Source organism: Pseudomonas veronii, assembly GCF_001439695.1.
In the GTDB taxonomy this organism is placed as follows: Bacteria; Pseudomonadota; Gammaproteobacteria; order Pseudomonadales; family Pseudomonadaceae; genus Aquipseudomonas; species Aquipseudomonas veronii.
Window position 1 is genome coordinate 19,734 of the sequence record NZ_JYLL01000039.1, and the last position, 20,282, is coordinate 40,015.

At 61.9% G+C, this 20,282-nt stretch carries 18 protein-coding genes; 13 read left to right on the forward strand and 5 right to left on the reverse strand.

Annotated elements, in window-relative coordinates:
- The first annotated feature begins 102 nt into the window (after positions 1-102).
- The 3 genes from xylF (at position 103) to TU80_RS28315 (ending at position 3,918) form a co-directional block, all read left to right on the forward strand.
- Positions 103-1,101: a D-xylose ABC transporter substrate-binding protein gene (gene xylF / locus TU80_RS28305; RefSeq protein ID WP_017847900.1), complete on the forward strand. Its 999-nt coding sequence runs from the start codon at positions 103-105 to the stop codon at positions 1,099-1,101.
- Between the two features lie 135 nt (positions 1,102-1,236).
- A complete protein-coding gene (xylG, locus tag TU80_RS28310; RefSeq protein ID WP_057005909.1) occupies positions 1,237-2,781 on the forward strand; it encodes a D-xylose ABC transporter ATP-binding protein in 1,545 nt (514 codons plus the stop codon).
- A complete protein-coding gene (locus tag TU80_RS28315; protein WP_057005910.1) occupies positions 2,782-3,918 on the forward strand; it encodes a sugar ABC transporter permease in 1,137 nt (378 codons plus the stop codon). It abuts the gene before it with no gap.
- A 184-nt stretch (positions 3,919-4,102) separates the two neighbouring features.
- On the opposite strand, the gene TU80_RS28320 is transcribed toward TU80_RS28315, so the two are convergent.
- The 3 genes from TU80_RS28320 to TU80_RS32865 all read right to left on the reverse strand — a co-directional run bounded on the left by TU80_RS28320 (position 4,103) and on the right by TU80_RS32865 (position 6,423).
- Positions 4,103-5,026, reverse strand: coding sequence for a LysR substrate-binding domain-containing protein (locus tag TU80_RS28320; protein WP_017847903.1), 924 nt, complete (start codon positions 5,024-5,026; stop codon positions 4,103-4,105).
- Entirely contained in the window at positions 5,026-5,874 is an 849-nt protein-coding gene (locus tag TU80_RS28325) for an EamA family transporter (protein ID WP_057005911.1), read from the reverse strand. Before TU80_RS28325 ends, TU80_RS28320 begins: the two co-directional genes overlap by 1 nt.
- A 216-nt stretch (positions 5,875-6,090) precedes the next feature.
- A complete protein-coding gene (locus TU80_RS32865; RefSeq protein WP_143041279.1) occupies positions 6,091-6,423 on the reverse strand; it encodes a hypothetical protein in 333 nt (110 codons plus the stop codon).
- Positions 6,424-6,887: 464 nt separating this feature from the next.
- On the opposite strand from TU80_RS32865, the gene TU80_RS28330 reads away from it, so the two are divergent.
- The 8 genes from TU80_RS28330 (at position 6,888) to TU80_RS28365 (ending at position 15,038) form a co-directional block, all read left to right on the forward strand.
- Positions 6,888-7,196 (forward strand): DUF6124 family protein, encoded by a 309-nt coding sequence (locus TU80_RS28330; RefSeq protein ID WP_057005912.1) that lies wholly within the window; start codon positions 6,888-6,890, stop codon positions 7,194-7,196.
- Between the two features lie 836 nt (positions 7,197-8,032).
- On the forward strand, positions 8,033-9,049 hold the full coding sequence (locus TU80_RS28335) for an iron ABC transporter substrate-binding protein (RefSeq protein ID WP_057005913.1): 1,017 nt from the start codon (positions 8,033-8,035) through the stop codon (positions 9,047-9,049).
- Positions 9,050-9,067: 18 nt separating this feature from the next.
- A complete protein-coding gene (locus TU80_RS28340; protein WP_082643911.1) occupies positions 9,068-10,642 on the forward strand; it encodes an ABC transporter permease in 1,575 nt (524 codons plus the stop codon).
- Positions 10,639-11,706, forward strand: coding sequence for an ABC transporter ATP-binding protein (locus tag TU80_RS28345; RefSeq protein WP_057005915.1), 1,068 nt, complete (start codon positions 10,639-10,641; stop codon positions 11,704-11,706). The genes TU80_RS28340 and TU80_RS28345 overlap by 4 nt, the downstream gene beginning before the upstream one ends.
- A 57-nt stretch (positions 11,707-11,763) precedes the next feature.
- Positions 11,764-12,528: a COG4705 family protein gene (locus tag TU80_RS28350; protein WP_057005916.1), complete on the forward strand. Its 765-nt coding sequence runs from the start codon at positions 11,764-11,766 to the stop codon at positions 12,526-12,528.
- Between the two features lie 23 nt (positions 12,529-12,551).
- Positions 12,552-12,974 (forward strand): hypothetical protein, encoded by a 423-nt coding sequence (locus TU80_RS28355; RefSeq protein WP_057005917.1) that lies wholly within the window; start codon positions 12,552-12,554, stop codon positions 12,972-12,974.
- Between the two features lie 79 nt (positions 12,975-13,053).
- On the forward strand, positions 13,054-13,719 hold the full coding sequence (locus TU80_RS28360) for a response regulator transcription factor (protein WP_057005918.1): 666 nt from the start codon (positions 13,054-13,056) through the stop codon (positions 13,717-13,719).
- Positions 13,695-15,038 (forward strand): ATP-binding protein, encoded by a 1,344-nt coding sequence (locus TU80_RS28365; protein WP_057005919.1) that lies wholly within the window; start codon positions 13,695-13,697, stop codon positions 15,036-15,038. The genes TU80_RS28360 and TU80_RS28365 overlap by 25 nt, the downstream gene beginning before the upstream one ends.
- Before the next feature lie 51 nt (positions 15,039-15,089).
- Here TU80_RS28365 and TU80_RS28370 read toward each other — a convergent pair whose 3' ends face one another.
- Positions 15,090-16,589, reverse strand: coding sequence for a CoA-acylating methylmalonate-semialdehyde dehydrogenase (locus TU80_RS28370; RefSeq protein WP_057005920.1), 1,500 nt, complete (start codon positions 16,587-16,589; stop codon positions 15,090-15,092).
- Between the two features lie 109 nt (positions 16,590-16,698).
- Between TU80_RS28370 and TU80_RS28375 the strand changes: the two genes are divergently transcribed.
- Positions 16,699-17,637 (forward strand): LysR family transcriptional regulator, encoded by a 939-nt coding sequence (locus TU80_RS28375; protein WP_057005921.1) that lies wholly within the window; start codon positions 16,699-16,701, stop codon positions 17,635-17,637.
- Positions 17,638-17,642: 5 nt separating this feature from the next.
- On the opposite strand, the gene TU80_RS28380 is transcribed toward TU80_RS28375, so the two are convergent.
- A complete protein-coding gene (locus TU80_RS28380) occupies positions 17,643-19,154 on the reverse strand; it encodes a trypsin-like serine peptidase (protein WP_057005922.1) in 1,512 nt (503 codons plus the stop codon).
- 174 nt (positions 19,155-19,328) lie between these two features.
- On the opposite strand from TU80_RS28380, the gene TU80_RS28385 reads away from it, so the two are divergent.
- The gene (locus tag TU80_RS28385) at positions 19,329-20,276 is read left to right on the forward strand and encodes an ornithine cyclodeaminase family protein (protein ID WP_057005923.1); all 948 of its coding nucleotides are present in this window, start codon (positions 19,329-19,331) and stop codon (positions 20,274-20,276) included.
- Positions 20,277-20,282 lie beyond the last annotated feature (6 nt).

Here is a 20,282-nt window from a genome sequence, read left to right on the forward strand (position 1 = left end):
ACATTTGCGCGACAAATCTACGCACAGAGCGTCGAGGGACGCTCTACAGTTCTACCCGCATCACGCTGTGTCTTTCCAACAACAATAAAAGGACGCACCACCATGAAGTCATTTAAACGCACCCTGCTCGCCTCTGCCCTGGCCCTGCTCGCCCTGCCGGTCATGGCCGATCCGGCCCATCCGAAAATCGGTTTTTCCATCGACGACCTGCGCCTGGAACGCTGGTCCCGCGACCGTGACTACTTCGTCGCGGCGGCGGAAAAACTCGATGCCAAGGTGTTTGTGCAGTCGGCCGATGCCAACGAGCAAAAGCAGATTTCCCAGATCGAAAACCTGATCTCCCGCGGCGTCGACGTGATCGTGATCGTGCCGTTCAACGCCACCGTGCTGACCAACGCCATCGCCGAAGCCAAGAAGGCCGGGATCAAGGTGGTGTCGTATGACCGCCTGATCCTCAACGCGGATATCGACGCCTACATCTCCTTCGATAACGAAAAGGTCGGCGAGATGCAGGCCAATGGCGTGCTGCAGGCGGCGCCCAAGGGCAACTATTTCCTGCTCGGCGGTGCGCCCACCGACAACAATGCCAAGGTCCTGCGCGAAGGCCAGATGAAGGTGCTGCAACCGGCCATCGACAAGGGCGACATCAAGATTGTCGGCCAGCAGTGGGTCAAGGAATGGAACCCGACCGAAGCCCTGAGCATCGTCGAAAACGCCCTGACCCGGAACAACAATAAGATCGATGCCATCGTCGCCTCCAACGACGCCACCGCCGGCGGTGCGATCCAGGCCCTGGCCGCGCAGAAGCTGGCGGGCAAGGTGCCGATCTCCGGGCAAGACGCCGACCTCGCCGCCGTCAAGCGCGTGATCGACGGCACCCAGACCATGACCGTGTACAAGCCGCTCAAACTGATCGCCACCGAAGCCGCCAAGCTCTCGGTGCAACTGGCGCGCAACGAAAAGCCCACCTACAGCTCGCAATACGACAACGGCAGCAAGAAAGTCGACACCATCCTGCTCACCCCGACCCCGCTGACCAAGGCCAATATCGACCTGTTGGAGAAGGACGGCTTCTACACCAAAGAGCAGATCGGCCTGTAGGAGCGGGCTTGCCCGCGAAAAACGTCAACGATGACGCGGGCATCCTGGATGTGCGCGTTGCCTGAGGGTTCTTCGCGAGCAAGCTCGCTCCTACGGGAAACCGCGTTTCTTCGGCCTTTTGTGTGAGCCATCGCCATGTCGCACTACCTGCTGCAAATGAACGGCATCGTCAAACGCTTTGGCGGTGTCAACGCGCTCAACGGCATCGATATCAAGGTGCGGCCGGGGGAATGTGTCGGCCTGTGCGGCGAGAACGGTGCCGGTAAATCCACCTTGATGAAGGTGTTGTCGGCGGTCTATCCCCATGGCACCTGGGACGGCGAAATCCTCTGGGATGGCCAGCCGCTCAAGGCCCAGTCGATCAGCGAAACCGAGGCGGCCGGCATCGTCATCATTCACCAGGAACTGACCCTGGTGCCGGACCTGTCGGTGGCCGAGAACATCTTCATGGGCCACGAGCTGACCCTGCCCGGCGGGCGCATGAACTACCCGGCGATGCTGCACCGCGCCGAAGCGTTGATGCGCGAGCTGAAGGTGCCGGACATGAACGTCGCGCTGCCGGTGTCGCAGTATGGCGGTGGCTACCAGCAACTGGTGGAAATCGCCAAGGCCCTGAATAAACAGGCGCGCCTGCTGATTCTCGACGAGCCCTCCTCGGCCCTGACCCGCTCGGAAATCGAGGTGCTGCTGGAGATCATCAAGGGCCTCAAGGCCAAGGGCGTGGCTTGCGTGTACATCTCCCACAAGCTCGATGAAGTGGCGGCGGTGTGCGACACCATCACGGTGATCCGCGACGGCCAGCACATCGCGACCAGCGCCATGGCCGACATGGATATCCCCCGGATCATCACGCAGATGGTCGGGCGCGAAATGAGCAACCTCTACCCCACCGAGCCGCATGAGATCGGTGAGGTGATGTTCGAAGCGCGCCATGTCACCTGCTACGACGTCGACAACCCCAAGCGCAAACGCGTGGACGACATCTCCTTCGTACTCAGGCGCGGGGAAATCCTCGGCATTGCCGGGCTGGTCGGCGCCGGGCGCACGGAGCTGGTCTCGGCCTTGTTCGGCGCCTACCCCGGCCGCTACAGCGCCGAAGTCTGGCTCGATGGCCAACTGATCGACACGCGCACGCCACTCAAATCGATCCGCGCCGGGCTGTGCATGGTGCCCGAGGACCGCAAGCGCCAGGGCATCATTCCCGACCTGGGCGTGGGCCAGAACATCACCCTGGCGGTACTCGACACCTACGCGCACCTGACGCGCATCGACGCCGAGGCCGAACTGGGCAGCATCGACCGGCAGATCGCGCGCATGCACCTCAAGACCGCCAGCCCGTTTTTGCCGATCACCAGCCTGTCCGGCGGCAATCAGCAAAAGGCCGTGCTGGCGAAAATGCTCATGGCCAAGCCCAAGGTGCTGATCCTCGACGAGCCCACGCGCGGGGTGGATGTGGGCGCCAAGTATGGGATCTACAAACTGATGGGCGCGCTGGCGGCCGAAGGCGTGGCGATCATCATGGTCTCCTCGGAACTGGCCGAGGTGCTCGGCGTGTCCAACCGCGTGCTGGTAATCGGCGACGGCCAGTTGCGTGGGGATTTCATCAACGAAGGCCTCACCCAGGAACAGGTCCTCGCCGCTGCGCTCAGCCAAAATAATAATGATCGGAAGACCGCTTAGATGAATCAGCTCAAACAGCTGTTTACCCGCTACAAAATGCTCGCGTTGGTGATCGCCGTGGCGTTCATCTGGCTGTTTTTCAGTTGGCAGACCGAGGGCGGCTTCCTCACCCCGCGCAACCTGTCCAACTTGCTGCGGCAGATGTCGATCACCGGGATTCTGGCCTGCGGCATGGTGCTGGTGATCATCAGCGGCGAGATCGATTTGTCGGTGGGCTCGATGCTCGGTTTGTTGGGCGGGCTCGCGGCGATTCTGGACGTGGTCTATCACCTGCCGCTGCTGGCCAACCTGAGCCTGGTGGCGCTGTGCGGGTTGATGATCGGTTTGGCCAACGGCTACATGACCGCGTACCTGCGCATCCCGTCGTTTATCGTCGGTTTGGGCGGCATGCTGGCGTTTCGCGGGATTCTGCTGGGCATCACCGGCGGCACCACCATCGCGCCGGTGTCGCCGTCGCTGGTGTACGTGGGCCAGGGCTATCTGCCGCATGCGGTGGGCATCGGCCTCGGGATTTTGCTGTTTGCCCTGACCCTGTTTTTGACCTGGAAACAACGGCGCAACCGTGCACTGCATGGCTTGGCCTCACACTCATTGACTCGCGACGTGCTGCGCGTGGCGGTGATCGGCGCGGTGCTGGCCGGGTTCGTCACCATCCTCAACAGCTACGACGGCATCCCGGTGCCGGTACTGCTGTTGCTGGTACTGCTCGGCGTGTTCAGCTACGTCACCAGCCAGACCGTATTCGGCCGCCGCGTGTATGCGGTGGGCAGCAACATGGAAGCCACGCGCCTGTCGGGCATCAACGTGCAGGCCGTCAAACTGTGGATCTTCGGCATCATGGGCGTGATGTGCGCCCTCGCCGGCCTGGTCAACACCGCACGCCTCGCCGCCGGTTCACCGTCGGCGGGCAACATGGGCGAACTCGACGCCATCGCCGCCTGCTTTATCGGCGGCACCTCCATGCGCGGCGGCTCGGGCACGGTGTATGGCGCGCTGCTCGGGGCGCTGGTGATTACCAGCCTGGATAACGGCATGTCGATGCTGGATGTGGACAGTTACTGGCAGATGATTGTGAAGGGCAGCATTTTGGTGCTGGCGGTGTGGGTGGATGTGAGTACGCGGGCGGGTCGGCGATAAACCCCACTCTCCCATGTGGGAGGGGGCTTGCCCGATGGCGGTGGGTCAGTCACTGCATGAGTGCCTGAACCACCGCCATCGGGAGCAAGTCGAACCGTCGCACCGCCCCTCCCACATTGACCGCATTCCATTGTTTGAGCGGCGGTGTGGGTGGATGCGAGTACGCGGGCAGGTCGCCGGTGAGTCATTTACCGGAACGCTGCACCTCCCCCATAAACTGATGCGCTTGGGCCTTGAGCCAATCAAGCAAACGGGCGATATCGGGCTCTGATTGTCGTCCGTTTCGACAAATGATGTAGTACGCAGCAGGCGACATCATTAAGGGGGCCTCCAACGCAACCAATTCACCGTCTTTCAATTGGTCATACACCAGTGCCGTCCTGCCCAGCGCAATCCCACCGCCTTTCACTGCCAAACTGATGGCCAGGCTGGAATCTGGAAAGCGCGGCCCATGGTGATACGGCGGTGCCTCTAGCCCTTGAAATGCAAACCAGCTCTCCCACCCTGGGCATACCTGATCGTCGACGCGATGAATCAGCGGGTACCGCGCTATTTCCTCCAGCGCAATATCACCATTCACACGTTTGAATTCCGGCGAGCACACAGGGAACACCGCATCGCGCATCAGCAGTTCGGCATGATGATCCGGGTAGTCGCCATACCCCATCACCACCGCGACATCGAACGGGTGAGCACTTAAGCTGGCGCTGCTTATGTCCGCGCTGGTCAACACCAGATCAAGGTTGAATGCCGCTTCGGCGTGAGCACCATGCATTCTGGGAATCAGCCAGGTTGCACAAAGAGAGGAGGTGCATGAAAGGTAAAGTGGCTGGGATCTACTCGGGTTGAGCGAATGCAGCACCGTATCCAGTTCTTTGAAAAAACCATCGGTCACTGGCAACAAGGCCTGCCCCGCTGTCGTGAGTTTGACCCCCCGCGAATGCCGCTCGAACAACTGCACCCCCCACCATTCTTCCAGGCCCGCAATTTGATGGCTGATGGCACTGGCGGTGAGGTTCAACTCGAACGCAGCACGCGCAAAACTGCCCGTTTGCGCGGCGCTGACGAAGGCTTGAAGCATGGGAGTGGGTGGCGGGCGCTGGGCCATCAGGTGCTCACTTTGATCAGGATGATCCCGCAGACAATAACGAACGCCGAAAGCATCCGTCGCCAGCCGAACCGCTCCCGGAAGAACAGCGCAGCAATGATGGCGCCGATAATAACACTGGTTTCCCGCAGGGCTGAGACCTTGGCCACTGCGTCCAGCGACAACGCAAACAGGACCAAACCGTAGGACGCCAAGTAAAAAACACCGCCCATTGCACCTACTCGCCAGTGGTCGCGCACAGCCTGGGTGAGTGCTGATCGCGTCTTGAAAAACGCCAGCATCGGAATCGGAATGCTCTGGAACAGCGTGAGGTAGATGATGTACTGCAGCACCGTCTCACTGGCTCTTACACCTTGAGCATCCACCACCGTGTAGGACGCGATGAACACCCCCGCGCACACGGCCATCAGAATTGGTTTGAACATCTGCGCGGTCATCCTGCGCACAAACGTCAGGCTGATGATCCCCGCGCAAATCAGCAGCACTCCCGCCATCGACGGGAACGACAGCTGTTCATGCAAAAGGAAGTAGGAAAACACCGCAACCAACACCGGCGGCACGCCGCGCATCACCGGGTAGACCTGGCCGAAGTCGCCCGTTTCATAAGCCTTGATCAGGAACAATCGATAGACCGTATTGAGCATCACAGAAATCAGCACATAGCCCCACACCTCCAGGCTCGGTACGTTGACCAACGGCAGCGCCGCCAGGCAGATCACTAATGCGGTGCCATCGACCATGGCCAAGGTCATGAAACGGCTGCTGCCGGCACGGACAACGGCATTCCAAGTGGCGTGCATGAAGGCGGAGATCAAGACCAGGGTGATGGCTATGTTGGCGTTGTCCATGAGGGCTCGGCTTTTTCTGGAGGTGTTCGATGAGGAAGCGTTGGAGCTGACTAAGCGCTCAGATTTACGTAATCGCATCCGCGCAGAGGGCTATTACTCAGACAAACGCGGACGTTACGGTTCGCGTAGCAAGCCAAAGGGCTGCGATTGTTTGGTTCACTCTGTCTGACCTCTTGTTCTCAATCTTGGGCTTTGAAAGCCACATCAGGACAAAGCTCAAGAAAAGTCGAAATACACAGCACCGGGCGCACTCTTCGACTGAGCCAACCGTTCCAAATGGTCAATCATTGTTGCGTTTCTGAAAGTGATTTTGGTCTTGGAGTCTCGTGCCGCTATAGCCTGACTATTACGTTGCAAAGCCGAAAAAAAAGAGGAATCAACTATTACATTAGCTCCGGTGTAAATCAGAGCAAGAACCTCAGGATTACTGATAGGCATCGGCTGCGGCTCCCGAAGTTCAGTTTGTGCGCCCCGCAACTCATCGACCAAACCTGCGGAACGCCTGACTTTAGATACTGCTTGGCGAAAATTACTGACGTTTATGTTCATCGCAATCCTTTACGGAGGTTAGTTGGAGTCGATATTTAACTCGGCCCACTACACCCTGAAAAAGCGAAAAGTCGTCAGCGCTGCCATCAAGTTCCGTCATGGCAGATCTTTCCTACAGATAGAAACCATCACGTGTTCGTTAGTGGCATTTGGTCATGGTTTTTAAAGGGCCAGCAAGCCGGGTCGCTTTAAATTGCAGGACGTTTCCTAGACAATCTGCGCCGCCTTGTGCCTGTTGGAATCGATGGCTAGTCTGCGGTCCGTCACTGCCAAATCAGTGATCGGGTTTAGTCGCCCGGATTCAGAACAGGCGCATGGTCCCATGAAGCTCAATGGTGGCTGTGCGCAGGGCGCCTTCAGGCGCGCCGGGTTCCTGTTCTGACCGGTCGACTAACCTGCGTACAGCCGCCACCTTCGTTTAGTCGCGAAGAGTGCCGTCTCCTTGATCAGACAGGAGTTTCACCATGACCAAAGCCCTACCCGACCCACCCATCGATCCCACCAAAGACCGCGCTGCCTTCAACCGCGCCATCGACCATTACCTGCCCACCCAAGGTTTCCACGCCGTCAACGAAGACCTGAGCTTCGAAGACGCCCTGCTCTACACCGCCAGTCTGCTGGACAGCGCTTCGGCGACGGCGCTGGATTGCGGGGAGCTGCTGGAGAAACCGGAGCGGGCGAAGATCCTCGCGGTGTGGCATTTGCTGGAAATCGCCAAAACCACGGTTGACCGCTCCATCGAATGCCTCAAGCCCACGAAGACCACTGCCTGACCACGCACAAAAAATGTGGGAGGGAGCTTGCTCCCGATAGCGGTGGTTCAGGCACTCATGCAGTGACTGCCACTGCGCCATCGGGGGCAAGCCTCCTCCCACATTGACCGTATTCCACCGATTGATCGGCGGGGTAAGTGGTATTTGGTCGTGTATCGACAGTTCCTGGCAGATGATCGTGAAGGGCAGCATGTTGGTGCTGGCGGTGTGGGTAGATGTGAGTACCCGGGCAGGTCGGCGGTGAGCCCCATTCTCACCGACACCGCATAACCCCTGTGAGAGGGGGCTTGCCCCCGATGGCGGCGGGCCAGCCAAGTCGTTGTCGACTGACACTCCGCCATCGGAGGCAAGCCTCCTCCCACATTGACCGCATTTCATTGTTTGAGCGGCGGTGTGGGTAGATGTGAGTACCCGGGCAGGTCGGCAGTGAGCCCCATTCTCACCGACACCGCATAACCCCTGTGAGAGGGGGCTTGCCCCCGATGGCGGCGGGCCAGCCAAGTCGTTGTCGACTGCCACTCCGCCATCGGAGGCAAGCCTCCTCCCACATTGAGCGCATTTCATTGTTTGAGCGGCGGTGTGGGTAGATGTGAGTATCCGGGCAGGTCGGCGGTGAGCCCCACTCTCATGAACACCGCCCAAGCCCCCCTCAGTTGATAGGCGTTACGTTAAAGGCCATCGACCCACGACATTTATCACGTTTATTTGACGTTTTTTTCTCATGCCCACCTCTACATTCGCCGCACCCCAATATGCAAATGATTCCTATTGATCTAATCTAAATCGACCTCAAACAGATTTCCCGTGCAGCCATAAAAACCCGGAGCGCTCACCGCATGACCACCCGCCGTCCTTCGTTCGTCAAAAAAGCCCTGCTGGTCACCGCTCTGGTCAGCGTCGGGCATGTTTATGCCGCCAGCGAGCCGGTCGGCATCGTGGTCTACAACGCCCAGCACGAAAGCCTCACCAAGGCGTGGGTCGAAGGGTTCACCCAGGAAACCGGGATCCCGGTGACCATCCGCAACGGCGACGACACCGAGATGGGGAACCAGCTCGTGCAGGAAGGCGCCGCCTCTCCGGCGGACGTGTTCCTCACCGAGAACTCCCCGGCCATGGTGCTGGTGGACAACGCCGGCTTGTTCGCGCCAGTCGCGCCAAGCACCCTGGAACAGGTGGATGCCGCCTACCGTCCGGCCCACGGCAAATGGGTGGGTATCGCCGCGCGCTCCACGGTGTTTGTGTACAACCCGAGCACATTGAAAGAAGGCGATCTGCCCAAATCCCTGCTGGACCTGGCTTCACCAAGCTGGAAAGGCCGTTGGGCAGCCTCGCCGGCCGGTGCCGACTTCCAGGCCATCGTCGCCGCCGTGCTGGAGCTCAAGGGCGAGGCCGCGACCCTCGACTGGCTCAAGGCAATGAAAGCCAACGCGAGCATCTACCGTGGCAACAGCGCCGTGCTCAAAGCCGTCAACGCCGGCCAGGTCGACAGCGGCGTGATTTATCACTATTACAGCTTCGTCGACCAATCCAAGACCGGCGAAAACAGCAAAAACACTCAACTGCACTACTTCAAGCACCAGGATCCGGGCGCGTTTGTGAGCATTTCCGGTGGTGGTGTATTGGCTTCCAGCAAGCACAAGGAACAGGCCCAGGCCTTCCTGAAGTGGATCACCGGCAAAGACGGCCAGGCGGTCCTCAAGGACGGTAATTCGTTCGAATACGCGGTCGGCCAGAACGCCACATCCAACCCCAAGCTGACCCCACTGGCGCAATTGGACGCACCTAAGGTCGACGCGTCGAAGCTCAACAGCAAAAAGGCTGTCGAGCTGATGACCCAAGCCGGACTGCTCTGATTGCTGCCTGAATCGTCGATCCCCGGCATCGCCCACGCGCAGCCACGCAAACGCCCCCACGGACTGTTCAAAAGCCGTGGGGGCACGTGGATCACCAGTTTGTCGGTCCTGGTTTCGTTGTTGGCGTTGCTGCCGATTGCGTTTGTGATCGGCGTGTCCTGGCAAATCGGCTGGGCACAGATCGAAGCGTTGGTGTGGCGCCCACGCGTCGGTGAACTGCTGGTCAACACCGTGTTGCTGGTCCTGTTCACCCTGCCGTTGTGCGTGGCGCTGGGCATTGCACTGGCGTGGTTGACCGAGCGCAGCAATCTGCCGGGGCGCCGCGCCTGGTCGTTGTTGGCGGTCGCGCCGCTGGCGGTGCCGGCGTTTGTACACAGTTACGCGTGGGTCAGCCTGGTGCCGTCGATCCACGGCTTACCGGCCGGTGTGCTGGTGTCAGTGATTGCCTATTTCCCCTTTCTGTACCTGCCGGTGGCGGCGACCCTGCGCCGGCTTGATCCTGCGATTGAAGACGTGGCCGAATCCCTGGGCCTCAAGCCCTGGGCGGTGTTCTGGCGGGTGGTGTTGCCCCAGTTGCGCCTGGCGATCTGCGGCGGCGCGCTGCTGGTCGGCCTGCATCTGCTGGCCGAATACGGCCTGTACGCGATGATCCGCTTCGACACCTTCACCACGGCGATTTTCGATCAGTTCAAATCCACCTTTAATGGCCCGGCGGCGAATATGCTGGCGGCCGTGTTAGCCCTGTGTTGCCTGGCGATGCTCACCGCTGAGGCCTCGGCACGTGGCCATGCACGCTATGCGCGGGTCGGTTCCGGCAGCGCCCGTGAGCAGCGCATCGTCAGGCTGAGCCCCCTCCTCACCGTGCTCGCCCTCGGTTTGCAAGCCGTGACCTGTGTGTTGGCCCTGGGCGTGCCGCTGTTCACCCTGGGCAAATGGTTGATCGCCGGGGGCCGCGAGGTCTGGCAATTCAGCGAGTTGCTGCCGGCGCTGGAACAAACCGTACTGTTGGGTATTGCCGGCGCCGTGCTGACCACCTGCGCGGCGGTGCCGATCGCCTGGCTGTCGATTCGCGCACCGGGCCGCTTGCAGCGCATCCTGGAAAGCTGCAACTACATCACCAGTTCGTTACCCGGCATTGTCGTGGCACTGGCGCTGGTCACGGTGACCATCCACTTTGCCCGGCCGATCTACCAGACCACGATCACCGTGCTGCTCGCCTACCTGCTGATGTTCCTGCCACGGGCGCTGGTCAGCCTGCGGGCGGGTATCGCCCAGGCCCCGGTGGAGCTGGAAAACATGGCGCGCAGCCTGGGCCGCTCGCCGGGCCGGGCACTGTGGCTGATCACAATGCGCCTGGCGGCGCCAGCTGCCGCAGCGGGCGCGGCGCTGGTGTTCCTCGCGATCACCAACGAACTGACCGCCACCCTGTTGCTGGCGCCGAACGGTACGCGCACCCTGGCCACCGGGTTCTGGGCGATGACCAGCGAAATCGACTACGCCGCAGCGGCGCCCTACGCGTTGATCATGATTCTGCTCTCACTGCCGTTGACCGGCCTCCTCTACCACCAATCCAAACGCACGGCCGGCCGATGAACGCCCTCGAACTCACCGCACTCTGCAAAACCTTCGGCACCCAACAGGCCTTGGCCGACGTCAGCCTGGCGGTGCCCAACGGCAGCCGCATGGTGATCGTCGGGCCTTCCGGCTCCGGCAAGACCACCTTGCTGCGGATGATTGCTGGCTTCGAGTTTCCCGACAGCGGCAGCCTGACCCTGAACGGCCAGGTGCTGGTTGACGCCACCCACGCCGTACCAGCGCACCAACGCCAGATCGGCTATGTGCCGCAGGACGGCGCGCTGTTCCCGCACATGACCGTGGCCGACAACATCGGTTTCGGGCTGGCGGCCAAACATACCTCGCGACACGCACGCATCGCCGAACTGATGGACAGCGTGGCCCTCGACGCCAACATGGCCCGGCGTTGGCCCCACGAGCTGTCGGGCGGCCAGCAGCAACGGGTGGCGCTGGCGCGGGCGTTGGCTCAACAGCCCCGGTTGATGCTGCTGGATGAGCCGTTTTCCGCGCTGGACACCGGCCTGCGCTCGGCCATGCGCAAGATGGTCGCGCGGTTGTTGAGCGACGCGGGCATCACCACGATCCTGGTCACCCATGATCAAAGCGAGGCGCTGTCGTTCGCCGACCAGTTGGCGGTGATGCGCCAGGGGCGCCTGGTGCAGTCGGGCCGTCCAATGGACTTGTACCAGTACCCCGCCGATGAGCAGACCGCGTTGTTTCTCGGTGAAGCCGTGGTCATGCCCGCCAGGATCGAAGCCGGTTGGGCCCACTGCGCACTGGGTCGCGTGCCGGTCGACAGCCAGGCCAACCAAGGTACGACACGGATCATGCTGCGTCCGGAGCAACTGCTGCTGAGTAGCACCGAGGGTTCCGGCTGCCGCGGCGTGGTCACCGAACGCGAATTCGGCGGCAATACCTGCACCCTGACCGTGGCGTTGCAAGCGGATGAGGACGTGCCCGGCCAAGCCATCCCGGTGCGCAGCTCGGGCCTGCAAGCGCCAAACGTGGGGAGCGTGGTACACCTCACCACGGTGGGCCTGGCCCATGTGCTGAAAAAAACCGCGGCCCTCAGTCTCAGCTAAGTGTCGGGGCCTACCTTCTCTCCTGCGCCCACCGCGCAGTCGAGAAGAGGTAACCCGATGAATGCCACAGCAGCCCGTTGGCTGAACAAAGTACCCGAGGTGACGCTGTCATTCTGGGTGATCAAAATCCTGTCCACCACCGTGGGCGAAACCGGCGCGGATTACCTCGCCGTCGATGCCGGCTTCGGCGCTGGCTGGACCAGCTTCGGCATGGCCGTGCTGCTGGGGTGCGCGTTGTTCTGGCAGTTGCGCACCAAGGCCTACACCCCGTGGATCTACTGGTTGACCGTGGTGCTGGTGAGCATCGTGGGCACGCAGATCACCGACATCCTCACCGACAAACTCGACGTGAGCCTGTACACCAGCACGGCGATTTTCTCGGTGCTGCTGGGTCTCAACTTCATAGCCTGGTTCCGTACCGAACGCAGCCTGTCGATCCGCGCCATCGTCACCCCGCGCCGTGAATGGTTCTACTGGACCACGGTGCTCTGCACCTTTGCCCTCGGCACCGCCGCCGGCGACCTGGCCACCGAAGCGCTGGGCCTGGGCTTTACCCTCGGAGCCGTGATCTTCGCCGGCCTGATCGCCGCCGCCCTGCTGGCCTGGCGCCTGGGCGTCAACAGCGTGCTGACCTTCTGGATCGCCTACATCCTCACCCGGCCGTTCGGCGCCTCCCTCGGCGACCTGCTGACCCAAGCCAAGACCTATGGTGGCCTGGGCATGGGCGCCAGTTGGACCAGCGCACTGTTCCTCTGCGTCATTGTCCTGCTGGTCGCCGTGGCGCAATTAAGCGTCGGCAACCGCAAAACCATCGCCCAATAAAGACTCAACTCAAGGAACCCCTCATGCGCCCCGTGCAAAACCTGATCCGCCGCGTCGCCATCGTTTCAGCGATCTTCATGCTGAGCATCGCCACCGGCTGCTCCAAACCCGCCGATAAGCCCAAGGACAGCACCGGCCCAGCGACCAGCCAACACCAGGCATCGAAACTGGGCGATCTGTCCGAATTCCAAAACATCGCGGTGGACGTATCGGCCCTCGTCGCCAAGAACGACCTGCCTGCCGCCAAAGCCCGGATCAAAGACCTGGAAACCAGCTGGGACGCAGCCGAAGCCGGGATCAAGCCCCGCGCCGCCAGTGACTGGCATGTGCTGGATAAAGCCATCGACCGCGCGCTGGATGCCTTGCGCGCAGGCAGCCCGAACCAGGCCGACTGCAAAGCCTCGATGGACGACATGCTCAAGGCCTTTGACTCGATGAAAGGCTAAGACCAGACAAACATCGGCCCAGGTGCTTCAATACACACGCGACGACACTCTCGTCGCGTCGGTTTTTTAGGGAAGCGACATGCGGATACTGCTGGTCGAAGACGACCCCATGATTGGCGATGCGATCCAGCGTGCGCTCAGCGACGCAAGCTACGCCGCCGACTGGGTCAAGAACGGCCTCACGGCCCTGGCTGCCCTCGACACCCACTCCTACGACCTGGTGCTGTTGGACCTCGGCCTGCCCGGCAAGGACGGCCTGCAAGTGCTGGACATCATCCGCGCCGGCAACAACCCGGTGCCGCTGCTGATCATCACCGCCCGTGACAGCCTCGATGACCGCCTGCGCGGCCTCGATGGCGGTGCCGACGACTACGTACTCAAGCCTTTCGACATGCCCGAACTGCTCGCCCGCATGCGCGCCGTGCTGCGCCGCAAAGGCGGCAGCGCCTCGTCGTTGCTCGGCAACGGCGTGGTATCGCTGGACCTGCTCTCCAAAGAAGCCAGCACCGAAGCGCTGCATGGCGTGGCCCTTTCCAGCCGTGAATTTGCGCTGTTGCAGGCGTTGCTGATCCGACCGGGAGCCATCCTGTCGCGCAGCGAATTGGAAGACCGTCTGTACGGCTGGGGCAATGAGGTCGAAAGCAACGCCATCGAGTTCTTGATTCACGCCTTGCGGCGCAAGTTGGGAAGTCACGTGATCAAGAACGTCAGGGGCATGGGATGGATGGTTTCAAAAAACGTTTGAGTGAGTCGGTGCAACTGCGCCTGTCGGTGACGCTGTCCCTGGCGATTCTGTTGGTGGCGCTGCTGGCCAGTGTATTTGCCTTCGTCTCGGCGTTCGAGGAAGCCCACGAACAACAGGACGCCACCTTGCGCCAGGTGGCCATGCTGTTCGACCGCCAGCAGATGACGCTGCACTACCCCCAGGGCCAGGCCATTGACGACGATGAAGAATCGCGGGTGATCATCCAGCACCTGGGTGATGGCCGCCACGCCACGGGCAACAACGACGAGGCGTTGCCACTGCCGTTTCCCACCACGCTCGCCGATGGCCTCGCCACGGTTGAAGTGGCCGGCGAAGCCTTTCGTGTGCTGGTGCACACCACCTCCCACGGCGAGCGCATTGCCGTGGCCCAGGAACAGGACGTCCGCGACAAGGACGCCCGCGAAAGCGCCTGGCGCAGCCTGTTGCCGTTCCTGATCCTGTTCCCCGTGCTGTTACTGGTGGTGGGCGACTTGGTGCGCAAACTGTTTCGTCCCATCGGCATGCTGGCCGCCGAAATCGACCAGCGCGCCGAACAAGAACTGCACCCGATTGATGAGCAGCACCTGCCGACGGAAGTGCGTCCGTTCGTGGTCGCCATCAATCGACTGTTGGCCCGCGTTGGCCAGTCCATGGACAGCCAGCGCCGCTTTGTAGCCGATGCCGCCCATGAGCTGCGCTCGCCGATGACCGCCTTGTCCCTGCAAGCGGAACGCCTTGCGGACACTGACTTGTCACCCGCCAGCCGCGAGCGTTTTTTGCCGTTATCCCGGGGCATCGAGCGCGGCCGCAAACTCATCGACCAACTGTTGGCGCTGGCGGCGGCACAGTCGCCGTCAGTGCGGGTACAGGGCCCTCTCTCGGTGCATGGCATCTATCGACAGGTACTCGAAGACTTATTGCCCCTGGCCGAGCGCAAGCAGATCGATATCGGTGTCGACAGCACCGAGGACGTACAGGTGGTGTTCAACGCGCTGGACCTGTTCACCCTGGTCAAGAACCTGGTGGACAACGCGATTCGCTACACCCCGCAGGGCGGGCGGATCGATCTGTCAGTGGGGTGGGTAGAAGGCGCCGTACTGCTGCAAGTCAAAGACACCGGCCCCGGCATTGCCGTGAAGGAACAGGCACGGGTGTTCGACGCGTTTTATCGCAGCCTGGGTTCGGAAGAAGCCGGTTCCGGATTGGGGTTGTCGATCGTCAAGGCGATCAGCGAGCGCACCGGTTGCCGTGTGCAGTTGGCATTCAGCGATACGCTGGCGCAACGGGGGTTGTGCGTCAGCGTCTGGATCGCTCAATGAGTTGTCCATTGCCCCGACAACCACTCGGGCGAATGGTTGTCGGGGCAGTGCTTACTTCGACACCGGCATCGCAAACTCCGCACCTTGCTCAATGCTCTCCGACCAACGCTGCATGATCGACTTCTGCTTGGTGTAGAAGCGCACCCCCTCGGTGCCGTAGGCATGCATATCGCCGAACAGGCTCTTCTTCCAGCCGCCAAAGCCGTGCCAGGCCATCGGCACCGGGATCGGTACGTTGATGCCGACCATGCCCACTTCGATACGCCGTGCGAATTCGCGGGCGATGTTGCCGTCGCGGGTGAAGCAGCTGACGCCGTTGCCGAATTCGTGGTCGTTGACCAGTTTCACCGCTTCGGCAAAATCATTCACGCGCACGCAGGCCAGCACTGGGCCGAAGATTTCTTCGCGGTAGATGCTCATCTCTTGAGTCACATGGTCGAACAAGGTCGCGCCGAGCCAGAAGCCGTTTTCCAGGCCGGGTTCGGTCGGCACGTAATCGCGGCCGTCGAGCAGCAGCTGCGCGCCGGCCTGGACGCCTTGTTCGATATAGCCGCTGATGCGTTCCAGTGCGGCGCGCGAGACGATCGGGCCCATTTCGGCCTTGAGGTCGCGGCCGTCGGTGATGCGCAATGTCTTGGCCCGCTCGGTCAGGGCGGCGATGACTTTGTCACCGACATCGCCCACCAGCACCGCCACCGAGATCGCCATGCAGCGTTCGCCAGCGCTGCCGTAGGCCGCGCCCATCAGTGCGTCGACGGTGCGTTCGATGTCGGCGTCGGGCATCACCACCATGTGGTTTTTCGCGCCGCCCAGGCCTTGGACGCGCTTGCCGTGGCGTGCGCCGGTTTCATAGATGTATTGGGCGATCGGCGTCGAGCCGACAAAGCTCACGGCCTTGACGTCCGGGTGTTCGATCAGCGCGTCCACCGCTTCCTTGTCGCCCTGCACCACGTTGAACACGCCTTTGGGCAAACCGGCTTCACGCAAAAGCTCAGCCATGAACAGCGCGGCGCTCGGGTCGGTCGGGCTGGGCTTGAGGATGAAGGTGTTGCCCGCCGCGATGGCGATCGGGTACATCCACATCGGCACCATCACCGGGAAGTTGAACGGCGTGACGCCAGCGACCACGCCCAGGGGCTGGCGCATCGTCCAGTTGTCCATGCCTCGCGAGACCTGGTCGGAGTGTTCGCCCTTGAGCAGGTTGGGAATGCCGCAGGCGAATTCGAGGATGTCGATGCCACGGTCGACTTCGCCCTGGGCATCGGTAAACACCTTGCCGTGTTCGGCGACGATGATGCGCGCCAGGTCGTCCTTGCGTGCGCGCAGCAGGTGCAGGTATTCGAACAATACGCGGGCGCGGCGGATCGGCGGGGTATCGGCCCAACTGGCGAAGGCGGCTTGGGCAGCGGCGACGGCTTCGCCGACGGTCTGGCGGCTGGCCAGGGCGACGCGCCCGGTCACGGCGCCGGTGGCCGGATTGTAGACGTCCTGATAGCGATCATCGCGGCTCACGCGCTGGTCGTTGATGTAGTGCTCGATGGTGCTGGTCATGGCAGTAGGTCCCAGGTGGGTAGCGTTGGGACACACGATAGGCTTTCGATTTGTTCCGAACCAGAGCAGAATCCAGAACTTATTGTCCTTATAGGCGAACAATAATCTCATGGAAAAGTCTGAGATCGAAGGGCTGTGGACCCACATTCACTGGCTCTCGGTGCTGGAAGAACACGGCACCTACACCGCCGCCGCGGCGCGCCTGGGGGTGAGCAAGTCGGCGGTCAGCCAGCGCATCAGCGACCTGGAAAAAGCCACCGGCACGCGCCTGGTCACCCGCACCACCCGTAGCGTGCGCCTGACCGACGCCGGGCAGTCACTGACGCGGGACGTGCGCAGCGCCTACGAACAGATCGCCCGCAGTTTTTCTTCGGTGCGCGACGCCGCCGGGGAAATCCGCGGCCTGGTGCGCTTGACCGCGCCGGTCGCGTTCGCCCGGCAGCAACTGGTGCCGCACCTGTCGGCCTTCCTGCAACTGTACCCGCAGGTGCGGGTCCAGTTGGAGGTGTCGGATGCCTTGAGTTCACTGGCCGCCGAAGGCTACGACCTGGCGGTGCGCCACGGTTTTCAGGTGCCGGAAACCCACGTCGCATGGAAGCTGTGCGACACCACCTCGGTGCTGGTCGCCACCCGCGACTACCTGCAACGCCACGGCGAACCGCGCACCCCCGGCGAGCTCAGCGCGCATAACTGCCTCTACTACCCGCGCGGCACCGAGCAGCCCGCCTGGACCTTCGAGCGCGGCGGCAAAACCCTCGAACGGGTCACCGTGCCGATCGCCGGGAGCTTCTCGACCAACAACAGCGAAGCCTTGCGCGACTCGGCGCTCAATCACCTGGGCATCGCCCTGCTCCCGGATTTCAGCGCCCATGCGGCGCTGGCCGGCGGCACGCTGGTGCAGGTGCTCAAGGGCTGGACGCTCAAGGGCGCGTTTGCCGATGAGATTTACTTGATACGGCCCTACTCGCCCCATGTACCCAAGTCCGTAAGTGCATTGGTGGGTTATCTGAAGGAAAAACTCTCCGGAGGCTTTCGTGTCACAGGTTGACCGCCTCATCGCTGAGACGCTGCCGGCTGGCGCGTTTGGGTGGGCGGCAGGTAGGCGGATCGCTCGATCACATCCGTGCGTACCGCCGAAGGTTGCCCCGCCGGGTTACGCGCAAAGCTGCACAGGGTGACGGGCAGTTGCGAGAGCGGGTAACTCGTTCCGCCCGTGGCGAGGATGTAGCGGACGTCGTCATTGTCACGGCAGGCAGCTTCCGCCGAGGTGTCCACATAGAAGTAATGGTGGCTGAAGACGGTTTGCGGGTCGTCCCAGTTGACGCTGTAGTTCAGGCCGATGCGCGGGACCGGCGCCGGGTCGGTCAAGAACACCGAGTGGGTGAACGCATTGTGCAGCAAGGCCGGCGTCAACGGCTCGTCGGGGGTTTGAACGCCGATGATGCACAGCACATACGCCCCCAGCGCCGGGCCGATGGCCTGATTGATGTAGCCCTGGGTTGACGCAATGGCACGTTGATAACCATTGGGCAGCCTGCATTCATTGACGTTGCGCACAGCCTTGAAGCGATAGAACGGGTCCTGGATCGAGAACCTGATGTTCCAGGTGGGCTGCACACTCTGCCCGAATTCGCCCAGTTGCATATGCACATAGGGGTTGAGCTTCCAGGGTTCCTCAAGGTGGATATCGACGGCTTTGAGCTGGCAAGCAGGCGTATCGTTCGAGAATTGGCCCTCGACAAAACAACGGTGCAGGTCGTTGGCGGGATAGCTGTAGTTGAACTTGGCCGCTTCACACGCCGAGACGTTCTGGCAGTTGTTGAGGATGTCTTTTTTAATGACCGCCGCGACTTTGCTGACAATGCCGGTGACTTCATTGGTATGCCGGTCCAGCATCGGGCTGCCGGAACTGCCGTACTGCAGGTCATTGCAGCGGTTTTTCAGGGCACCGGAAAACACCCCGGGATGCTCGACAAAGCTGTTGGTCGCGGTTTCCTTGCAGGCACTCATACGCAAGCCCTTCTGGCGAAACCCGCTCGGCGAACCGACATTCACGACCTCACGTTCCCCGGTACTTTGATGGGTGGCGAGCTTGAGCGGCATGATGCCGTCGGTGATCAGCCCGGCAAGTGAGGTATCCAGTTCGAGCACTGCCAGATCAGTGCCGACCATGCTGGTCCAGTGCGCCGTTTTAATGCGAAACGTGCGCTGTTGCGCCGGCGTGTCGTGGAAATAATTGAACGTGATGCTCGCCTCGATGGCTTGGTTGACATGGGCCGTGCCGAAGCTGAAGTACACGCAATGCCCACTGGTCAAGACATACGCCGGGCCGACGGCCTTGCTCTGGCGGTTGCGGGTGTCCAGCAGCACCGCGTTGCAGGTTTGGCCGATCGCATTTTTCAACAAACCGATACCGGACCACAGCGCGTAACGCTGGTCGTGGTTCTGCAGCGCCAGGGAGGCGCTGTCATCGTTCAGTCCCTCGGCCAGGTCTCTGGCGTGGGTGTGGCCGGTAAGGCAAGGCAACAGCAGTAACACGAGGGGGAAGATGCAGCGGGTCAGCATGGTCGAACGTCCGGGTGGCAACAGGGGTGGTGCCGAAACGTACTTGAGGCGTGGCGAACAGGTGACCTACATAGATGTGGGGGCTGCCGGCTTGAGCGCATTTTTTTCGCCGGGATATTGCTCGCAACGACTAAAAGTCCATAATGGACAAATTAGTTTACAGCGGAGTTCCCCATGTCCAGCACGCCCCATGTCATCCAGCAGGCCCAAGCGCGCGAGTTACTCGCTCAGATCGACGTGCCCCAGATCCTGCACAAGCTGTTCCGCGACCTCGCCGCCGGGCTGGCGGTGCAACCGGCGCAACAGTTAGTGGCGTTTCCGAAGGGCGCCGGCGACTTCATCAACTACCTGGGCGTGCTGGCCGAGGACGGCGTGTACGGGGTCAAGACTTCGCCGTACATCGTAGGGGAGCAAGGGCCATTGGTGACGGCCTGGACGCTGTTGATGTCGATGCACAACGGCCAACCGTTGCTGCTGTGCGATGCCCATGAACTGACCACCGCACGCACCGCCGCCACCACGGCCCTCGCGGTGGACGCCCTGGCGCCATTGGCCGCCCGGCGCCTGGCGATCATCGGCAGCGGCAAGGTCGCCCAGGCGCACTTGCGCTACGTGCAAAACCTGCGGGACTGGCAGCACATCAGCCTGTTTTCACCGAGCCTGGCCAGCGCCAGCCCCGCCACCCTCGCGCAGCTCACCGGCCTCGACCCGCGCCTGAGCATCGCTGACAGCTGCGCGGCGGCCGTGGCGGATGCCGACGTGATCATGCTGTGTACCTCGTCGGCCGGCCCGGTGCTCGACCCGGCGCACCTGAGCAAACCGGCGCTGATCACTTCGATCAGCACCAATGCGCCCCGCGCCCATGAAGTGCCGCCCCACAGCCTTAACGCGATGCAGGTATTCTGCGACTATCGCCAGACCACTCCGGACGCGGCCGGCGAAATGCTGATCGCCAGCGAACAGCACGGCTGGGACAAACGCGCGGTGATGGGCGACCTGCCCGAGCTACTCAGTGACATGGCACAGCGCCCGGACTACCAGCGCCCGGTGTTTTTCCGGTCCATCGGGCTGGGGCTGGAAGACATTGCGCTGGCTAACGCGCTGTACCAGCTGCAGCGCTAACCCCAC

Bases quoted from the DNA above. Each gene is read 5' to 3' on its own strand.
- TU80_RS28330 (WP_057005912.1), top strand. From the start codon at position 6,888: ATGACCAAAGCCCTACCCGACCCACCCATCGATCCCACCAAAGACCGC.
- TU80_RS28315 (WP_057005910.1), top strand. From the start codon at position 2,782: ATGAATCAGCTCAAACAGCTGTTTACCCGCTACAAAATGCTCGCGTTG.
- TU80_RS28360 (WP_057005918.1), top strand. From the start codon at position 13,054: ATGCGGATACTGCTGGTCGAAGACGACCCCATGATTGGCGATGCGATC.
- TU80_RS28320 (WP_017847903.1), bottom strand. From the start codon at position 5,026: ATGGCCCAGCGCCCGCCACCCACTCCCATGCTTCAAGCCTTCGTCAGC.
- TU80_RS28355 (WP_057005917.1), top strand. From the start codon at position 12,552: ATGCGCCCCGTGCAAAACCTGATCCGCCGCGTCGCCATCGTTTCAGCG.
- TU80_RS28365 (WP_057005919.1), top strand. From the start codon at position 13,695: ATGGATGGTTTCAAAAAACGTTTGAGTGAGTCGGTGCAACTGCGCCTG.
- TU80_RS32865 (WP_143041279.1), bottom strand. From the start codon at position 6,423: ATGAACATAAACGTCAGTAATTTTCGCCAAGCAGTATCTAAAGTCAGG.
- TU80_RS28370 (WP_057005920.1), bottom strand. From the start codon at position 16,589: ATGACCAGCACCATCGAGCACTACATCAACGACCAGCGCGTGAGCCGC.
- TU80_RS28385 (WP_057005923.1), top strand. From the start codon at position 19,329: ATGTCCAGCACGCCCCATGTCATCCAGCAGGCCCAAGCGCGCGAGTTA.
- TU80_RS28325 (WP_057005911.1), bottom strand. From the start codon at position 5,874: ATGGACAACGCCAACATAGCCATCACCCTGGTCTTGATCTCCGCCTTC.
- TU80_RS28345 (WP_057005915.1), top strand. From the start codon at position 10,639: ATGAACGCCCTCGAACTCACCGCACTCTGCAAAACCTTCGGCACCCAA.
- TU80_RS28380 (WP_057005922.1), bottom strand. From the start codon at position 19,154: ATGCTGACCCGCTGCATCTTCCCCCTCGTGTTACTGCTGTTGCCTTGC.
- xylF (WP_017847900.1), top strand. From the start codon at position 103: ATGAAGTCATTTAAACGCACCCTGCTCGCCTCTGCCCTGGCCCTGCTC.
- TU80_RS28350 (WP_057005916.1), top strand. From the start codon at position 11,764: ATGAATGCCACAGCAGCCCGTTGGCTGAACAAAGTACCCGAGGTGACG.
- TU80_RS28335 (WP_057005913.1), top strand. From the start codon at position 8,033: ATGACCACCCGCCGTCCTTCGTTCGTCAAAAAAGCCCTGCTGGTCACC.
- TU80_RS28375 (WP_057005921.1), top strand. From the start codon at position 16,699: ATGGAAAAGTCTGAGATCGAAGGGCTGTGGACCCACATTCACTGGCTC.
- xylG (WP_057005909.1), top strand. From the start codon at position 1,237: ATGTCGCACTACCTGCTGCAAATGAACGGCATCGTCAAACGCTTTGGC.